We start from the raw sequence: 19,475 nt of genomic DNA, 5'->3' as shown, positions 1-19,475 counted from the left end.
CTAATGAAGTTTGAAGAATTACACAAACTTGTGCATTCGCTTTCCTCTGTTGAGAAAAAGATGTTTAGTTCATACACAAACGCTTATTCTGACGAGAAGGACTATCTCTGCCTCTATGACCTCATCTTAAATGGAAAAGAAAAAAACAGGGAAACCATTCAGCAACTCTTCAACAGTAGCTGTCCCAGAAGGTCTTTTCAAAACAACATATCTTATTTATTTAAGATCCTGTTAAAAGTCTTGGTCATGCTCCGCATAGAGCAGGATGATTGGTACAACCAATTGTACCGGCTAATGACAGCTAGGCTCTGCGTGGAAAGGTCCATTCCTGAATATGGCCTTAAGGAACTATCACATGCAAAACAATCAGCCAACAAACAGCAAAATCATATTGTTGCCTATCATGCTGAAAGAATGGAATCATCCCTCCTGGCAGACCTTGATTTTCCTGATATGGATGAAGATGCACTGATTATGACGCAGATGAGCCTTAAAACGAATCTGGCTAAAATCAAACAAATCCAGGAGCAGTTCTCGCTCTATGAACTATTGAAGTTACGCACCATTAATCAGGTTTTAATCTCAAAACCATCAAACAACAAAAACATTCAGGATCTTATATTCAGTGAATTAAGCCTAATATCCGGAAAGAATAAAAAAATATTTTCCGCACAAAAATTACATTTACTATTTCAGTCCTTCTTCTTCATACACATATCCGATTATAAATCGGCCTTGCGGGTGTTCAAAAGTCTAAATGAGGAGTTCGAGGCAAACGAGGAGATATGGGACTTTCCTCCTTATGACTACCTTTCTGCCTTAGATGGCATTCTGGATAGTCTAAGAACGATAGGAAGATATGACGAGATGTCGTTTTACAACGAAAAACTTGAGAATCTTCTCAGCAAAACCTATCCGGAACACTTCAAAAATGAAATCAAGAAAACCATTCAATTATATTCATTACATCGCCTCGTCGGACTTAAAAAATTTGAAGAAGCGGGAACCTTTCTACCACCAAACAATCTCACGCCCTTTCAGGCAATCAGCGATACCAAAGATCTGGAAATCATCCTGCTAAACTGCTCTCTTCATGCCCAAGTCAGAAAATGGACTATTGTCAGACGACTGGCATCGACTTTTCTGCATCATAAATCTAAAGACTCCTTACATAGAGCCGGAAAGCTTTTATACATTATATCTTGTTACGAAACAATTGATTCGAGCACCTTAAGCTACGAAATGAGATCTTATAAGAGAGCACTAAACAAAGGGGAAAAACTTTTAACCATTGAAAAGATAATTTTTTCGCTAATAGCTGCCGACATTAAAAGGAGAGGTAAACAATTCAAGACGAACACCTGGAAAAAAATACAACGAAAAATCCAATTGATTTACAGTGACAAGAGTGAGCTCTCTCTTCTGAAGCACTATAATTTTCTCGACTGGGCATCTCATATATCGTCAGCAGATCTGCAGAGCCAGGCTGTATCCTTTAGGCATCCTTTTGTTTACTCCGGGACAGCGAAAACCAGTCGAGTGGCGCAGGAATCACCGGTGCAAAATTTACCTTAATGGTGTCAGGGAACCTTTAAAAGCTATTTACAATAGCGATCCCATAAAAAGAATTACTGACATTAAACATTTTCTTCACCTCAATGTCGTAATACCCCCTAAGTTGTCGCTTATACAACACAATAAATTTCAAAGCCAACACCATATTTAATAAACAACAACGGCAAAACTGGTAAAAATCTACCTTCGATGCCGAAACAGAAAATGATCCCAAATTCCAGAAGGAAGGCTGCCAAGCCATATTGAACAATTTCGTAGAATATGTCGAATTAAAAATACGGAAACCCAGAGCTCATAACTGCGCTTTGAAATTAGTTGGCGAGCAGACCCGGTCGATTTGTCTTCGAAAGACCAACAATAGATCGCACCACCGCGTCTACCTCCCCGCCAACTGCCTCTCATTAGCGGCCAGAATAAATGCGCCCATCCCCTTCGGATCATCCTGGATAACCGGCTCACTGATATAATAATTAAAAGTTCCGTCCCTGTACGGAGTGCCACCTAAACCGGAAACCATAACCGTCCCATTAAGGTGGTAATGCCCGTCGTCGCCTTTTACAATGAACTTCTTAATCAATCCGTCATAGCCCTTTAGGCCAATAGCCTTATACTCAGCAGGAATATATCCTAATCTTGACCCTTTCAACATGGTGTATACAAACATAGAAGAAGCAGACGCTTCTGGATAGTTTCCTTCTCTGCCGGCCTGATCTAAAACCTGATACCATAAATTATTCTTCGGATGCTGCACCTTAGCAGCAGCTTCCACATATCGGTTAAGTATTGCAATCAATTCCGCTCTATTGGGATGATCCTTCGGAAAATAATCCAGAACATCAACCAGCGCTACACCATACCAACCCATTGCACGTCCCCAGAAATTCGGCGATTTACCGGTAACTTTGTCTGCCCATTTTTGCTCCTTCTTCTCATCCCAGGCATGATGAAGTAAACCCGTTTTGTTGTCCCTTCCATTTTTTTCCATCAGGATGAATTGCCTGGCGACATCATCAAAATTCCCTGGCTCATTAAACTGACTCGAATAATGCGCATAAAATGGCTGTCCCATATACAACCCATCTAACCACATCTGATGCGGATATACTTTTTTATGCCAGAAACCACCTTCGCTTGTTCGCGGATGCTTGTATAACTGTTGTCTCAGATACGTCGCTGCATCAGCATACTTCTGTTGACCTGTCTTTTCATACAGGTACAACATCATTTTACCGTTTCTTACATAATCGATATTGTAGGATTCCTGGCTATAATATCTGATTTTCCCGTCAGGCAACAGAAATCTATCCATTTGCCTCTGGATATAATCGAAATATTTCTGATCGCCGGTTCTCGCATAAACATTCGAGATCGCATCCAGATACAGACCGATATCGTAAGACCATCCTGCGGACTTGCCGTCCAGACGCGTCAACGAATCTGGCCATTTGTGCATAATGGTGTTGCTGATCTCCGTGGCATAATCCACATGCTGTACGCTTTTATTTTGGAATTTTTGCGACGCACATCCAGCTGATGCCAAAACACCTACGCAGATCACTAGAACTCTTGAATACTTCATTGGTTATTATTACAGGTCTATACAAAAACTTTGTTAGTCGAAACCGAAATTAGGTATTCTAATTTGAAATCAATGCTCTATAATAACAATGTTAGACAGCCTGCTTGCCTTCGGAAAGATCCACATTCGTTATCATCCTGTTCATCAATGAATTCGCTGCCCGCACCTCCATTTCGTAACCTATAATGACAAAATTTTAGTTCACGCCGATTTTCAAACTACGAGACTTTAGCCCTTTTGATCTAACCTTTAAAGATACACTCCCATTTTCATAACCCGATCTGAGTATAACGATCGCCCGGCCATTAAATAATTTCGGTTGTAAAGAATTGAAACTTTCCATGTCATTTGGTGCGGCGTTACCCGAAGCAACAATCTTACCCGCCTTTCCTGATAATGAGATATCAATCATTCTACCCGACTCCAAAACCACTCGACCATGCTGATCTACAAGTTCAATAAGCACGTGAGAAAGTGACTGCCCGTTCGCAGGCAATTTATTGAGGTCGGCCGATAATCTCAACATCCTTTTCTCTCCCGGAGTAGTCAGTGCAATAGAGTCACCTGCTACACCGTCGATATATTCCACTGCTTTAAGCGTTCCCGGATGATACGGGGTCTTGAAAGTGGCTTTATAAACGCTGTCTGTTTTTTGTTCGGCCAGAAACTTACCATTAAGAAACAGCTTGACTATCGGTGCCCTCGAATATACATTTACCGAAACCTCTTTACCGATTTGTTCCGGAAAATTCCATTCCAGACTTTCCTGTGGCCAACCCCAAAAGCTAACTTTTCTGATCTTTCCTGGCTGTGCGGGCAATTCTACTGCCATCGTAATGTTCCGCTGTTTCCAAACGATATCCCGATAGTACGACTGAGGCTTCTTAATACCCAACAAATCAATGTCTCCACACCAGGCATTATACCACGGCCAATCCTGAAAAAAGTGTGTATTTTCCGTCGGATCGACTTCAATGGAGCTGCCCAGTCCCGATTCACCCAGGTAGTCCATTGCAGTCCAGATAAAATCTCCTATTACGTAAGGTAACCTTTCCACCTTATCCCAGTTAGCTGCAGCTTCGGTGGCTACACTTTCAGTACCCAACATGATTCGGTCGGGGAATCTGACATGATCACGCTCATACACAGACCACATGTAATTGTATCCCGCCACATCCAGGGAACGAAACGCATTGTCAATCGGAACCCTGTTTTTACGCTCTTTATCCCACTGGTTGTTTACTCCGGCAGTAATGGCCCTGGTAGTATCGTATTTCAACACTTCCTTTCTCAGGTAGGCTGCTATTTCCATCCCTCTCTCAGTAAGCCTTTCATATATCTCGTTACCGATGCTCCACATGATAACTGACGGCTTATTGCGATCCCTTAATACCAGCGATCTGATATCTTTTGCACTCCATTCCTTGAAATACTGATGATAGTCATCCGGATTTTTCTTTCTCTCCCACTGATCAAAAGCCTCATTTATGACTAACATTCCCAGACGATCACAGGCTTGCATAAAACTTTCCGACATCGGATTGTGAGATCGGATAGCGATGAATCCATTCGCTTTCAACAACTCAATCTTCCTTTCCTCAGCCCGATCGTATGCAGCTGCACCAAGCAAACCATTGTCGTGATGAATACATCCCCCTTTAAGATTAAGCGTCTCTCCATTAATTTGGAACCCCTTGTCAACAGAAAAAGCGATAGTGCGAATGCCAAAAGGCAAGGTAACGATATCCTGAACGCCCTTTTTATTGCTCAATGTCAACTTCAAGCTGTAAAGAGAGGGAGTAGTCACATTCCATAGTTTTGGATTAGATACCATGAAATCAAAAGCCAATGCTGCAGTATCATTTGCCGCAGAAGGAACAGATCTTTGTTCCTTGCCAACAACTTTCCCCTCCGGGCTTGTCAGCACTGCATCAATCATCAGATCTTTATCGCCCTTAGATTGAATTACCGTTGTAGCTATGCTCAGCCTTGCTTCGTCTTTGAGTATGGAAGTAGTCTGAACAGAACTAAGCCAATCATCAATATGCGATTGACCTGTCTTGATAAGATAAACGTGCCTGTAAATACCCGATCCTGCGTACCATCTGGAATTTTTCCCTTTATTAACTACTTTTATTGCAATTACATTTTTTTCTCCGGGCGCATTACAATATGCCGTGATGTCAAAGCGGAAGGTACTGTAACCATACATGTTCTCCCCTGCCTTTTTCCCGTTTATCCATATTTCCGATTGATTGTATATACCCTCGAAATACAATTCATGTCTTTTCCCGGCGTCAGCTGAACCTATCGTGAATGTTTTGCGATACCAACCTTCCCCACCCAGCGTCTGGCCAGTGGCGGCGCCACCCGGACTTTCCTTGCTGAATGGACCTATCGTTTTACCAGGAACTTGATTTTTTATTGGCTCAATACTCCAATCGTGAGGAAGATCCACCGAGCGCCACTGATGGTCATCAAATTCAAACGATTTCGCCTCTTCTGCTGCACCGAGATAAAACTTCCAACCCCTATTAAAAAGTTGTTTCCTGTCATCCGCATAGGTAAATGCAGAGAGTGACAGCATCATGAGGGTTAAAAAGAACTTGAAATTAAGTGATGAATGAACAGTATGTTCGGAAAGCAGAGATTTAAACATGAACCTTTCTTTGTACTTTAAAACCCAAAAGTACGACTTAGCCGTTAAAATTTCCGTATCAGAGCCGTTACTATAGAAAGTACGCGTCTACGCATCCATCTACACCCCAAACGAACGACTCAGAATTATTGATACTTACCATGCTGGACGAGCTTTTTCTGTATTAACTTGTAATAATTATTCCCTTTCTTGAATTAAAAGCACTACCATGTCAAAGCAAGCACAGTATCTGAATAACAAAGTGACAGAATTTCTGGACACACTGGACCACCCACTAAGAAATGAAATTGAAGAATTGCGGAAATGTATTCTAACCGCGAATGCCGGCCTGACCGAAAATATCAAATGGAACGGACCGAATTTCTGCTTTAATGACGAGGACAGAATCACAATGAGGATTCAGCCGCCAAAGCAGATTCAATTAATTTTTCATAGGGGAGCAAAGAAGCTGGAACAACCTCCGAACAGATTGATCGATACAAAAAGTAAGTTATTAACTTGGAAAGAGAATGACAGGGCGATAGCAACGTTCAAGAACATTCGGGAAATAGAAGACGCACAATTAGACTTGGCTAAGATTGTTGATGAATGGATTTCCGAGGCTAAGTAAAGAAAAGTTTTTCATTCTTATAATTAATCGCAATATTGCAATATGGGACTAACAAAAACGGAAATGTTTACAGCTGAACAAAATCAGCTTGCACAGTTATTGAAGGCAATGGCTCATCCTGCCCGTATTGCTATTTTGCAAAGAATACTCATTTCCAATACTTGCATATGTGGCGATCTGGTAGCAAAAGCATCCGAACTGAGCAACAAGTCCAACAGCAGTTCAGAACTGTAAGGGATATGATCCGGAGTTACTCAGAGAAATTCATCAAAGAAAATATTTAGACTATGTCTGCAAATAACTGCGCGCCTGCTGCCGAAAGAAAAAAATTAGGCTTTTTGGATCGTTTCCTTACCCTCTGGATATTTCTTGCTATGGGTATCGGTGTTGCTACCGGCTACTTCCTACCTTCTTCCTCGGGATTTATCAACTCATTTTCGAGCGGAACCACGAATATCCCACTAGCGATTGGATTGATACTGATGATGTATCCACCACTGGCAAAAGTGAAGTATGAGAAAATGGGTGAAGTATTTAAAGACACCAGGGTTTTAAGTGTTTCGCTAGTCCTGAACTGGGTTATCGGGCCGATATTAATGTTCTTTTTGGCCATTACCTTTTTGAGAGATTACCCAGAATATATGGTGGGGTTAATCCTTATTGGTCTGGCCAGATGTATTGCCATGGTTGTGGTGTGGAATGAGCTTGCTGAGGGCAACAGGGAATATGCCGCCGGACTGATTGCGTTAAACAGTATATTTCAGGTGCTTCTATACAGTGTGTTTGCTTATGTTTTCATTACAGTATTACCCCCTTACTTCGGGCTGGACAGCCTTGAAGTGAACATCACTATCGCGGAGATTGCTAAAAGTGTTGGAATCTACCTGGGGATTCCGTTCGCAATGGGTGTTATCAGCAGATATAGCCTTATTAGACTTAAAGGCGAGGATTGGTTTCAAAACAAGTTTATTCCCCTTATTTCTCCGATTACTCTTATTGCACTGCTTTTCACTATCGTAATCATGTTTAGCCTCAAAGGGGAGTTGATCGTTCAGATACCAATGGATGTGGTCAGGATTGCTATACCTTTAGTTATCTATTTCTCCATCATGTTCGTAATCAGCTTTTTCGCTGGTAAATATTTTGGTGCTGATTATTCAAGAAGTACCTCTATTGCGTTTACAGCTACAGGAAATAACTTTGAACTTGCCATTGCAGTTGCCATCGGTGTTTTTGGGATCAACTCAGGCCAGGCATTTGCAGGTGTTATTGGGCCATTGGTTGAGGTTCCTGCATTAATTGCATTAGTCAATCTGGCCTTCTATTTCCGCAAAAAGTACTATCCCACAAAAGCCTTAGACATCATACAAAAATGAGAATTGCACTTTTTTCAGATATCCATGCGAATCTTGCTGCATTTTAAGCGATGCTAAAGGATATGGACGGTCAGAATCCGGATATCATTTATTGCCTTGGCGATCTGGTTGGATATCACATCTATCCGAATGAGATCATAGAAGAGATTCGAAGAAGAAAGATAGGGACATTAAAAGGAAACCATGATGAGAAGGTTGAGAAGATAAAGACGACCGCAGAAAGCCTTCAAGAGCCAGGCAAGAATTATGCTTACCATTTAATCAAGGAGGAAAACAGAACATACTTGAAGGCTCTTCCTGCACATATTAAATTAGAATACAAATTACGGGCAGGCTTGTTGAATCTTGTTTTTGCTCACGGCAGTACCCGGCGCATAGATGAATATATACTTGAAGACACAGACGAAAATTACGTATTGGAACTAATGGATGAAGCGGGTGCGCACTTGCTTTTTGTGGGGCATTCACATCAACCATATCATCGGATCTTAAAGACCAACGCTAGTTCGGTCAGGCAGGTTGTGAATATCGGCTCGGCAGGGAAGCCAAAAGACGGCGATCCGCGAGGTTGCTATGTGATGTTGACCCTTGAACCAGACGCTGAGATTCTGGAGAATTGTTTTCAAGTGGAATTTAGAAGGTTCAAATATGACGTTGAAACTTCAGCGCAAGACATCGAAAAAAGCTTGCTCCCGAATGAATTGCGGAGAATATACGAAACGCGTTTTGATTGTCCGAATAGTTAATCGATCATGATTGTCAGAGGGTCAAAAGCAGATATCCATTAAATCAAATATTATGAAAACTGAAGAACAACTGAAAGAACTGGCAAGGCAGAAGTACATTGAAATTATTACCGTTTATGCAGAGAAGCCGTCCGAGGCTTGCTGCCCTCCAGGATGCTGCAGCTAATATTCGATCTCGCAACCGTCTATCGATCTGGTATGATATCACTGGTGCTGTTATCGCTCTAATTGGAGCTTGTATTATTATCTATATGTCCTCGCAATAACTGAACTTAAATTCTCTCACAAAACGAACATTTTTCGTCGGTTCACCTTGATGTCTCTCTGATAGAAAAAAACGGTCTCATAATGCCCTCTCTCGGAGAATATAATAGTTACAATTTATCTTATGTTAATAGATTCATTCCTGCTAAAAACTGCTCTTATTCTGGCATAAAAACTAGCAATCTTGGCCCTAGCTTGTAGGAAGTTCTGAGCATCGTTAATGATTAAGGAAATATTTAAGTATCTAAGAGGAGAAGGAAAATTTAGTATATTGTATGCAAAGACGAATTCGCGAAATTGGCTATACGGCATCAGCAGTAAGGACAGGAGTCCAAAGGCATAAGCTACTATGGGATATGAAGTCGTGAAATCTGTTTTTGATAAAAAACAAGCCGTTGGTAATAATTAAACATTGAAGATTACAATACTTTTTTGAAGGCAAGTGTGTATTTGGACGAGTATTGACAATGGCCTGTCCTGACATTTTGAGTTCAACAGCTTATAGTAATATTAATAGCATTTTATGGGTAACTCACCAGATAGAATTAAGCCTTGTTTTAATCAACTTTCTTTTATTCTACAGGGCGTATTATTTCTTTTATTGATAAACAAACCGGTCTCTAGTACCGCGCAAGCTAGTATTGAAATTACAGACAGCTCGTCAAACAGGCGATTTACTAATTGGGCAAGGACTAATGCATTCCCAATACAAAACACTGATCGTGCAAAAGGCAGTGCCGATCTAGAACCGCTAAAGAAAATCATTCGTAACGCGCGGATTGTCGCTTTAGGTGAACCTGCACATGGGATCCATACACTGCTTGCCCTCCGAAATAGAATGTTTCGCTTTCTAGTTGAGAATTTGGGGTTTACGACAATCGTATTGGAAGCCGGTTTTGCCGAATCGTATGTAGCTGCTGATTTCATCGCAGGTGGTCCTGGTACAGCACAAGAAGCTGCGGCTAAACTAACCATCGGAAGTCCTTCGTTAGAAAACGTTGCACTTTTACAGTGGATGCGACATTACAACGCTAACCCAGCTCACAAGCATAGGTTAAAATTTTACGGAATGGATATGCAGCTGAGAGGTTTCCCCGGAGATACGACACCTTCACATGCTGCGATTGATGAAGCACTAAGGTATCTTAGACAGGTGTCCCCAGAGGATGCTGTAAAACTGGAATCTGCTATAGTAACCTACCTTCCACGTTTATCGGTTGCAAAATATCCATTACTTTCGTCAGAAGAACATAACAGCCTTAGTGCTACATTGGATGATCTAATCGCCTTGTTTGAACGTGAGCGAATTAATTTTATAAATAGTAGTTCAAAGAATAAATATGAGTGGGCGTATCGAAATGCAATACTTGCCAGACAAACGGACCGAATAGTGAGAGTCACATCTCGAGAGCAACCCGGAAAAATTTCACCAGATGCTTGGAAGGCTATGAATGCGCGTGATGCTGCTATGACCGATAATTTAATTTGGATCTTAAATTCTGAAACCGAAAGAGGCAAAGTGCTGGTTGTCGCTCATAATGCACATGTTAAAAATGAAGTCACCACTGGGGGAGTTTGGGATTCTTTTGCAAAGCCACCGAACAGCATGGGACAATATCTTAAGTCAATCTTTCCTAAGAATGACGTGTTTATAATTGGAAGTAGTTGCACACCTTCTCTAGTCGAAGCTCACTCTACTAGTTTGGATAGAGCCCTTCTTCAAGTTGGTAAACCTCGTTTTATACTAGATCTTAAGCCGGCCTCACGGAATCCCTACGTTTCAGCCTGGCTCAAGATGAGACGTCCTATGGAAGCAAATAAGGTAAGCTATTTAATGCTGTGCGCCAGCGATGCTTTTGACGGACTTCTATTTATTAACGAAATCCGGTGATGACTAATAGCATAAAGGTAGAGCGAGCTAAAAATAACTACACTCAGGCTGATTTAGCAGAAAAAGTAAGGGTTTCCCAGCAAACCATAAATTCCATCGAATTGGGGAAGTACGTGCCCTCGACTTTGCTAGCGTTGAAAATCGCGAAAGTTTTCGGGACGACTGTAAATGAAATCTTCAGCTTGGAAGACATCGATTTAGAATGAATTGTTAAATAAAATGCTATCCACAATGAATTAAGGAAAATCGATTGTCTTAAACTAGAATCTGCATTCGGAATTGAGCGTGACTGGAAAGAAGTAATTTGTATTGTAAGGTGGGGGCGAAACTGAAAAACGTTTCCCATTATTCCCTCCATTTCTGATCAAGGGTTTATTAAGACAATCTGCACGGATTTCACTTCAACATATCTTTTAGCAAATCTCCAGCTATATTTTCAATAGGTATCTATGATAGGGGTACTGAATGGCATTCAAATCGCCTGAGTTGAAAAACCACAGGAAACTGCAACCTGATAGTATGAAAAATCGTCTTATCGAAAAAAACTTTATGAAAAAGGGCGTGATGTTTTTATTTCTACTGGTTTGGGTTAGCTATAGCTACGGCCAAAAAACGGCGTTTCCTACGGATCCTCAGAATGCAAAATTTATATTGTCGGATATTCCCAACTTCTGGCGGGCATTTGATGCTATCGGAAAGACTAAGGAAAATCCATTTCACGAATACGTTAATCAAGGCTCGATAGGATTAAAAGGGTTTATTCCATATCGAATTATGGGGGCAGATTCTCTGTTGAAAATGGTTGAAAGGCGGAAGGCGGACTATCAGAAGGTGCGTAATATAGATAGCTTGATAAAGGCAAAGGAGAAATTAATTAAACCCTACTTCTACGCTCTAGAGTACTGGTATCCGGATGCGGTATACCCGCCAACGTATTTCGTTATGGGCAGATTTAATAGTGGGGGAACAGTTTCGAAAGACGGCTTGTTGATCGGTGCGGAGATGCTAATAAGCCTGGATCATTTGCCTGAGCTGATCATGCATGAGTCAATTCATTTCCAACAAACCTATCCAAAGGGCGAAACGACTCTTTTACAACAGTCAATAATTGAGGGTGCGGCCGACTTTGTTGCCGAACTCGTCACAGGCATAAAGGGGAATATGGAAGCCAATACCTATGGAGCTACAAATAGAATAGCATTGAGCAAAGAGTTCGTTGAGCGTATGCACAAGACGGATTCGCAGGATTGGTTGTATGGAACCAGCGGTAAGGACGAGCGACCCAACGATCTTGGCTATTGGATGGGTTATGAAATTGTAAAAGCCTATTTCGAGAGACAGGATGACAAAAGAAAAGCTGTAAGTGATATTTTGAATATTGAAGATTACGATGCTTTTCTGAATGCAACTGGGTACTTAGACGAGTATTTGCCAAAATAGGTTGTAACGTAATTCTCATTTTCAGATACTTAAATTACTTGAGTACTAGTCTGCATGAGATTTAACCATAGGGTTAGATTACCTCATGACTGCCGTTTTCATAATAAACATTGTCGGTCCGATACGGAGACCTGCATTTTTAATTTGTCTCAACGATCATTCTTTGAAACCAGGCCAATAAAATTTGTATATTGTTGAACTACGCCAATTTGATTTATACTCACTAAGGGAAAACCTGGAAAAACTTTAAGCCTTGCTATGAATTGCGCTATTGAAGCCTCGGGTGTACAGTTTGGTTATAATAAAAAAATAATTTTAACTGACGTTTGTATCCATGTTCCAGCCGGATCCATTTTTGGATTTCTGGGTCTAAACGGTGCGGGAAAAAGTACTTTTATTAAAGTTTTATTAGGCTTATTAACGACTCAAAGAGGGGATATCAAAATCTTCGGGATCGATATAAGGAAAGAGAAGTTAAAGGCTCTTGCCAAGATAGGCGCGTTTGTAGAAGGGCCGGCGCTATATCCAGACATAACAGTATATGATTATTTGAGGGTGAAGCAAGTTTTGTTAGGCCTGAAATCTTTAGAGATCGATAAGGTGTTAGATGACCTGGACTTAAAGGAGTTCAAAGATGTCCGATCAAAGAATTTGTCTTTTGGGATGAAACAAAGGCTTGGTATAGCTTTTTCGTTGTTGGGTGATCCTGACTTATTAATTTTAGACGAGCCCGCGAATGGTTTAGACCCTGATGGTATTCGAGACATGAGAAACCTCATACTCAGATTAAATCGAGACTTAAACAAGACAATCTTTATGTCTAGCCACATCTTGGACGAGGTGGAGAAAACCTGTACGGATATTGCTATCATTAGTAAAGGTAGAATTATCATCAGTGATCAACTTGACAAAATCATTTCTCGAAATCGGAATGTATTGCAATTAAAAGTTGATAACCATCTGGCAGCTGCTGAGGTTTTGCAGAAGAGTGGATATGAGTGTATTGGAAGTTCGAAAGATTTTTTACAAGTATATTTTCAGGACATCGATGATATACCCATGATCAACCGGATATTGGTCAACTCGGGTATTAATATCTTTATGTTAAGTGCGGTAAGTAAGTTGGAAGACACCTTTTTTAATTTTACAGATGCTAAGGAGTTTCGCAAAGCTTAGGAGAGCGATCAATGCTGAATTGATTAAGACAAGAACTACTGTTGCCTTCAAATTGGCAGTTATCTATCCTCTGATACCGGTATTGATCTACGGAGCGGTGATGTTTTATTATCAAGAGAGAATCGAAGCCAAGAAAATTGATTCCTGGATATTTTTCTCTAATGTCGTCTGGAACTTTTGGAGCAGTTTTGCACTCCTTCCGTTGGTGGCTTTGCAAACCATCATAAGCAATAATCTTGAAAGTAGTAATGGCGGATGGCGAAACATATTTAGTCTTTCCGTCTCAAGAACATCGATTTACATAGCCAAGATGCTAGTCGTTGCGCTTTTAATATTCATCAGTTTGTGCATGTTGTCAACGTATGTATACCTGTATGGGATGATAGCAACTACGTTCTTTAAGAGCTTGAATTTTCAAGACTACTATCCACCACTACTACTCTTGTATTTGCCATGTATTGTAATGGGAAGTTCATTAGGAATTATTTCCATCCATTATTTTTTTAGTGTCTTTCTAAAAAATGTCTATACCAGTTTTGGCTTCGGCATTTTTGTAACGATAATTGGCTTATTTCTTATTCAAAAGCAAAACCTCGCTATTTTCTTTCCTTGGGGTTGGCCGGCCTTGTCATCTACTTACTCGAATAACGGAGAGATTAACAGCGTCTGGTATATTGCTTTAATTAGCTCAATATTGACATGTATGGTTGTTACAACGCTTGGACTTCTGTCAGAAAGGAAACTTCATGTTGTTGATAGGTGATTTGAGAATGCTTGCCCACTTAATGGCGCTTCTTCATAGATATAAAGAGTCTAGTACGGTCATTTTCAGAAAACAACCGTTTCTTGATAATCAGCTTAATAACAAAGATAAGTTCATCACTTTTGCTTGTTCAATTTCGTACATAAATGCTCGTTAATGAACAGCCAAGTGTTTATTAATATTGAATATGTGGCTTTCTTGTAGACGTAAGGCTCATTTTCATGCTGGCACAACAAATGACCTTTTTTTTTTAATTTACATCTATGAAGAATTGTATACTTGTCGGTTTCCTTGCTTTTACATTTTTATTTTCGTGTTCATTGCCAAAAGAGCCAATTCATTCTAAGCCATTGTCGTTAATAGATAGCTTGAATATGGTATCCGATAGTGTTAAAGTTGAGGACATTATTGTACATAATTTATTTAAAAGCCAGATTTTAGCTCATCGTGAGGTTGGAAAATATGATAGCTTAATGATTATAAACGAGGTTTACATGGCACATAAGCAGTTATGGGATAACTGTTATGGGATGATCTTTGGATCAGATAACGCTTCCAAGTTTAACACTTCTACTGGAATGATTGCATGGAATAAAACTCTGTATCCAGAAAAAAAAGCTCTTTTTGACAATAAGGCCAGAGAACTGTTGGCCATGAATTTAGACTCTATCTTAACCGTAAATTTAAGGAAGTTCAATAAGATGGTTAGCTATAAACCTAAAGCCGTTATTAGTATATTGTTTACACCAATTCAGGGTATTGGTTTTGGTGGGTGTAATGCAGAGCAATTTGCACTTGAATTGAATTACGAAAATAATGATCTCGATTATACGATCAATAAGGGCATACCACATGAACTCAATCATTTGGCTTATGAACCAAATAGAATGAAAGACCCCAAGCACGAAACTGCATTGGCACAAACTATTGATGAGGGCTTTGCTTGTTATTTTACATGGGTGTTTTTTGATGGAACTATTTCAAAACATGAAGCGGTTGAGAATATGTCTGAAGCAGACTGGAAGTGGTATATTGCCCATGAAAAGGAAATATTTCAAAAGGTCAAGAGGTATTTTGACGAAACAGGTGAAAATCCATTATTGAGAAATAATAAATTCAAATTATTCCCGGATGCTCCTAAAACTCTCTTTTATTGGTTAGGATTTAGAATTATAGAAGCTTATGTGAAAAATCACGGGCCAAATTCTTGGAAAGACATATATAATTTATCAAGCGAAGAAATCTTTAAACGTAGCGGATACGGAAATCAATTCGGCCAGTAACAACTTTCAACGGTTTTTAGTGTAAACTTTATTAAACGATTATCCTAATTATCATTTTTCCCTCGTTTTCTGATCTAGGGGGAGAACTGGCTTAGAGCACTGTCCTCTCTAACCGGATCAATCAGGAGACGTCCTTTAATTATCAAGAACTCATTCCACTAATCAAACGATACTTCCTAGTTTTTGATAATGAGTAAATGATAATACTCTTTCATGGTTGTAGGCTCATAAAACGAACGTTTTACAAACACCCTAAACAAATCAATAGATGGACCTCAAAAAACCATTATCCAGTCTCAAAATCCCGTATCAAATATTTGTCTCTTCAATTTAAACATTCGTTGACTTTATGAGACAAATATCCCTTAGGGCGCTCGCGTTGTCACGCTGTACACGAACTATCAGCGGCGTGAATCTGCTGGTTTCATACTTTTGAGGACTCAAGACGAATCACCCCACAACCTCCCCATAACTCATCACCCTGATCCTACTCACCCCGCCCGGCTGCTTGCTCACCTGAATCTGCGTCCCAATCCGCTCTTTCAGCGCCTCCACATGCGAGATAATCCCGATTGTCTTACCGTTCGCCTGCAAGTTCTCCAATGCCGAGATCGCAACATCCAGCGTATCCGAATCCAGGGTACCAAAGCCTTCATCAATGAACAAAGAATTAATCTGCGTCTTCCGGCTGGCCAGGTCCGATAGACCCAGGGCCAGCGCCAAACTTACCAGAAAGCTCTCCCCTCCCGACAAGGTCGTCATGGGCCTGACCACATCAGCCTGATATCCGTCGATGATCTGGATCTCCAGGTCCTTCGAAGGGCTCTTTAGAATCCGGTAACGGTCCGTCAGCTTCTGCAAATGCAGATTGGCTAACTCCGTCAAACGAGCCAAGGTAAGTCCTTGAGCGAAGTTGCTGAACTTTTTGCCATTATCTGAACCAATGAGCGACGATATTTTCTGCCACCTCTGCAGCTCTCCCTGCTGAACGACGATCTGATCGGCAATTTCTTTGAAACGAAGCTTAGTCTCAAAATCAGACTGCAGCCGGTTTCGAATTCCTCCGATCTCCTGATTCAGGTCCCGCCAGGAGGCGTCCAGAGAACTTAGCTGCTCCTGAAGTTCCTCAGAACTCAGTTCCGTAAGAGCCTTCGATCGCTCAAGCTGCAAGTCGGCACGCAACCTCGTTAACAGATGCTCTGCATTGGCGATAGCCGTCTTGATCTCAGCCTCCATCGTCGAGATCTCAGCAGCGATACCCTCATCAAGTCTATAGGAACGGAGCTCCGCTATATCGGCAATACCCTGTTCCTGAAGTTTTCTTGTCAATTCCGCTGAAAGACGGGACAAATCCTTGCCCGCTTTATCCAGGTCCTGCCTGTCCTTCTGTAATGAAGCTTCCAGCGCTAGCAACTGATTTTGCAGCTGATTCCGCAGTTCCTGCTGCCTCTCCAAAGCTTCACGAAGCTGCTTCAGCTGGTTCCTAAGCTGCTCGCGCTCAAACACAGGATCTTTCTCACCAAACAGCTCCCGACGTTCGCCCAGCTCTTCCTGCAAACGCAGATCAGCCTGCTTGCGCTCTTTCTCCCGTTGCTGAAGAAGTTCCTGCTTTGCTCTCAGAACCTTTTCCAGACTTATACTCTCTGCGCCTAGCTCCTGCTTTCGCAATGTGGCCGAAGCTAACTTCTCATTCGACTGCCGGCATACCAGCAAACGTGCGTTCAACGCGCGGATGATATCTTCCGGAATGTCGGTAATCTGCAAAGATCTTAACACGTCCTGAATCTTATTCTGTAGGTCACCAATTTCAAGATCCAACTTGCCAATTTCCAGCCGGACCTTTTCCAGATTTCCGGCCCCGCTGCTGAGTTGTGTCAGCAGCGATTCTTTCCTGGTCTTCGCCTGTTCGATCGTACTTTTCAAATCGATCAACATCAGCTCCACCATGCTGATGTCTTTCTGCAGAACACGCAGTGCCTGGATCTGAGCCTGCAAGGCTGACAATTCACTTTGTTTCTTAAGAACGATCGCATTGATAATGGCGGGCTTCTCCAGCGCCAGTGGTGCAGGCAACCTCCCATTATTTAAAGCGAAGGAACTCTCCATATTAGAAAGCTTCTCTTCACGCTCTGCCGACTGCTTAAGCTGGCCTGCGAGTTTCTCTTTCGAGGCACTCAGCTTGATTGCCGAATCCTGAATCTCCCTGGAAAGTTTCTGCACATAGACTTCATGGGCGTTCCGCTTCTGTTCTGCTTCCGTAAGTGCCGAATGATAGTGTTTCTCGACATAGGGGTGCTCTTTTGATCCGCAAAGGGGACATTCCTGATCCTCCTGCAGCTGACCTCTATCCGCATCGTATTTTTGTATGCGAATCTGTATATCAACCACTTTCCTGTGATCTTCTAATATGCGTTCGGCTTCCTGCTTTTCCTCCGTTTGGAGGGCCAGCACTGCCTCAAGCGAAACCACCGATTCCTGGTTCCGGCTTTGCTCCTGCTTTAGAGCATCCAGCTGAGCGCGGGTTTGGAAGTACTCTTTAGCTAACCTCGATTGATCCTGACATAGGCTGATCAAGCCAGGAAGCTTGTCTGCCGACTCTTCCAGGACGTCAAGCGACTTGCCCTCAAACTCCGTCCGCAGCTTGTCTCGAAGTCGAACCAGTTCCTGCTGCTTGAGCAACAAGCCGGCATTTGATTTAGCTATTTCCTCTTCAATGGCAAGAAGCGACTTTTCCTGATCCTTTTGCAGATCGACGACACTTCTTTCTTCGGCTTTTTTATCCCGAAGTGAAAGCCGCGCACGGCCTAATTCCTGCTGATATTGATCGATGCGAACAATTGCCGTCTCCAGTTCATTTTCTTTGGGCTGACCGACAATCAACTGGTTCAAAGCGCTGATCTCCACCTCAAGCGCAGCAATATTTTGAGCTAAAGTATCCCGGTCACTGATGGTCTGATCCACATCTTTTAGTGCCGTCTTAGCCCAGCTCTCTGCCCTCTCGAGCTCCTTTCTGAAGCCGTCCAGCTGCAGATCTTTCTGAATCACCTTCTCAAACAGCGGCTCCTGCTCTTGCAAGCTCCCGTCCTTCTGATCGAGCAGCTTTTTACCTTCCTCAAATGCCTGATCTGCCTGCCGGCTCTTCTCCTGAACCGAGGGAAGCACCTCTTCCTGTTCCCGAATCCTTAATGCAAGTTCCTCGATTCTCCCTTCATGATTCTGAATATCCTGCAGGTCTGAACGGTAGGCCATGGCCTTCTGATGCAGCGCCAGCTTCTGGAAGTCCTCCTGATGGAGAATCAACTTCTCCTGCTGTTCACGCAGCAAATCCCGTTGCCGCGCTTCATCAACTTTCAGTTTACCTAAAACTCCTAACCAGTTGATTTTATCTCGTGTATCCAAAGAGTTATCCCGAACGGCCTTTTCCCGAATACTCAGATCCTGCAAAGAAATGTTCAGCTGTGAAACTTCTTCATCGGAAAGGATATCTGCATTATCCAGTTGCTCTCTCAGCCTTTCCAGCTTCTCTCTCTCCTGCCTTGCCCGGTCAAACACATACCTGGAGATCTCCGAATACACTGCCGTATCGGTGATTTTTTCCAGTAGTTCCGAACGCTCATTCTCTTTCGACTTGAGAAACTGCGTAAAGTCTCCTTGAGACAACATTACCGAGCGCAGAAATTGATGATAATCAAGTCCACATAGGGCGACGATCTGCTGTTGCACTTCAGAAAGAGGGTGATTAACCATAATTTCCAAAGTGCTAAGATCAACAAGCTCCATCCGTTGAGTCTGCAGTGCACCGTCCACCTTGCCATAACCGCGGCGCTGCGACCATTTCGCCCGATAGCCCTTTCCCTTGATCTCAAACTCCACCTCTGAGAAAGACTCCGCTGTATGCCTGGTCATACTCTCAGAAACATCTCTGTCATGCCGATGAACGCGGCCATAGAGCGCAATGGTAATAGCATCCAGGATGGTCGTCTTCCCAGCTCCCGTAGGGCCTGTAATAGCGAATAATCCACTTTCGGTGAAGGGGCTTTGATCAAAGCGGATCTGATGTTCTCCCTTCAGGGAATTCAGGTTTAAAAAACGTACGCTTAATATTTTCATGAG

13 protein-coding genes and 1 pseudogene are annotated in these 19,475 nt (G+C 42.0%); 11 read left to right on the top strand and 3 right to left on the bottom strand.

What is annotated here, in order from left to right; genetic code table 11:
• Nucleotides 1-3: 3 nt before the first annotated feature.
• The gene (locus ACKI5J_RS00875) at nucleotides 4-1,575 is read left to right on the top strand and encodes a hypothetical protein (RefSeq protein WP_407425546.1); all 1,572 of its coding nucleotides are present in this window, start codon (nucleotides 4-6) and stop codon (nucleotides 1,573-1,575) included.
• A gap of 376 nt (nucleotides 1,576-1,951) precedes the next feature.
• On the opposite strand, the gene ACKI5J_RS00870 is transcribed toward ACKI5J_RS00875, so the two are convergent.
• Together ACKI5J_RS00870 and ACKI5J_RS00865 are read right to left on the bottom strand one after the other, a co-directional pair.
• Nucleotides 1,952-3,154 (bottom strand): glycoside hydrolase family 105 protein, encoded by a 1,203-nt coding sequence (locus tag ACKI5J_RS00870; RefSeq protein WP_407425544.1) that lies wholly within the window; start codon nucleotides 3,152-3,154, stop codon nucleotides 1,952-1,954.
• A gap of 196 nt (nucleotides 3,155-3,350) precedes the next feature.
• Complete coding sequence (locus ACKI5J_RS00865) at nucleotides 3,351-5,813, bottom strand: glycoside hydrolase family 2 protein (protein WP_407425542.1); 2,463 nt, start codon at nucleotides 5,811-5,813, stop codon at nucleotides 3,351-3,353.
• A gap of 208 nt (nucleotides 5,814-6,021) precedes the next feature.
• Here ACKI5J_RS00865 and ACKI5J_RS00860 point away from each other — a divergent pair, with 208 nt between their 5' ends.
• The 10 genes and pseudogenes from ACKI5J_RS00860 to ACKI5J_RS00815 all read left to right on the top strand — a co-directional run bounded on the left by ACKI5J_RS00860 (nucleotide 6,022) and on the right by ACKI5J_RS00815 (nucleotide 15,362).
• Nucleotides 6,022-6,423, top strand: a complete 402-nt coding sequence (locus ACKI5J_RS00860) for a DUF1801 domain-containing protein (protein ID WP_407425540.1) — start codon at nucleotides 6,022-6,024, stop codon at nucleotides 6,421-6,423.
• A 42-nt stretch (nucleotides 6,424-6,465) separates the two neighbouring features.
• A pseudogene (locus ACKI5J_RS00855) lies at nucleotides 6,466-6,606 on the top strand (transcriptional regulator); the annotation flags it as partial.
• A 104-nt stretch (nucleotides 6,607-6,710) separates the two neighbouring features.
• Nucleotides 6,711-7,799, top strand: coding sequence for an ACR3 family arsenite efflux transporter (gene arsB / locus ACKI5J_RS00850; RefSeq protein ID WP_407425538.1), 1,089 nt, complete (start codon nucleotides 6,711-6,713; stop codon nucleotides 7,797-7,799).
• Between the two features lie 50 nt (nucleotides 7,800-7,849).
• A complete protein-coding gene (locus ACKI5J_RS00845; protein WP_407425536.1) occupies nucleotides 7,850-8,545 on the top strand; it encodes a metallophosphoesterase family protein in 696 nt (231 codons plus the stop codon).
• A gap of 787 nt (nucleotides 8,546-9,332) precedes the next feature.
• Nucleotides 9,333-10,700: an erythromycin esterase family protein gene (locus ACKI5J_RS00840; protein ID WP_407425534.1), complete on the top strand. Its 1,368-nt coding sequence runs from the start codon at nucleotides 9,333-9,335 to the stop codon at nucleotides 10,698-10,700.
• Complete coding sequence (locus ACKI5J_RS00835) at nucleotides 10,700-10,906, top strand: helix-turn-helix transcriptional regulator (protein ID WP_407425532.1); 207 nt, start codon at nucleotides 10,700-10,702, stop codon at nucleotides 10,904-10,906. The genes ACKI5J_RS00840 and ACKI5J_RS00835 overlap by 1 nt, the downstream gene beginning before the upstream one ends.
• A 313-nt stretch (nucleotides 10,907-11,219) precedes the next feature.
• Nucleotides 11,220-12,140, top strand: coding sequence for a DUF2268 domain-containing putative Zn-dependent protease (locus ACKI5J_RS00830; protein WP_407425530.1), 921 nt, complete (start codon nucleotides 11,220-11,222; stop codon nucleotides 12,138-12,140).
• A gap of 258 nt (nucleotides 12,141-12,398) precedes the next feature.
• Nucleotides 12,399-13,316: an ABC transporter ATP-binding protein gene (locus ACKI5J_RS00825; protein WP_407425528.1), complete on the top strand. Its 918-nt coding sequence runs from the start codon at nucleotides 12,399-12,401 to the stop codon at nucleotides 13,314-13,316.
• Nucleotides 13,291-14,079 (top strand): ABC transporter permease, encoded by a 789-nt coding sequence (locus ACKI5J_RS00820; protein WP_407425526.1) that lies wholly within the window; start codon nucleotides 13,291-13,293, stop codon nucleotides 14,077-14,079. Before ACKI5J_RS00825 ends, ACKI5J_RS00820 begins: the two co-directional genes overlap by 26 nt.
• A gap of 263 nt (nucleotides 14,080-14,342) precedes the next feature.
• Nucleotides 14,343-15,362 (top strand): DUF2268 domain-containing putative Zn-dependent protease, encoded by a 1,020-nt coding sequence (locus ACKI5J_RS00815; protein WP_407425524.1) that lies wholly within the window; start codon nucleotides 14,343-14,345, stop codon nucleotides 15,360-15,362.
• 450 nt (nucleotides 15,363-15,812) lie between these two features.
• On the opposite strand, the gene ACKI5J_RS00810 is transcribed toward ACKI5J_RS00815, so the two are convergent.
• Complete coding sequence (locus ACKI5J_RS00810; protein WP_407425522.1) at nucleotides 15,813-19,472, bottom strand: AAA family ATPase; 3,660 nt, start codon at nucleotides 19,470-19,472, stop codon at nucleotides 15,813-15,815.
• Nucleotides 19,473-19,475: the final 3 nt, after the last annotated feature.

Origin of the sequence: Arcticibacter sp. (genome assembly GCF_045629565.1) — a bacterium.
GTDB lineage: Bacteria > Bacteroidota > Bacteroidia > Sphingobacteriales > Sphingobacteriaceae > Arcticibacter.
Note: the sequence above shows the minus strand (reverse complement) of the source record. Positions and strands in the feature narration are given on the sequence as shown.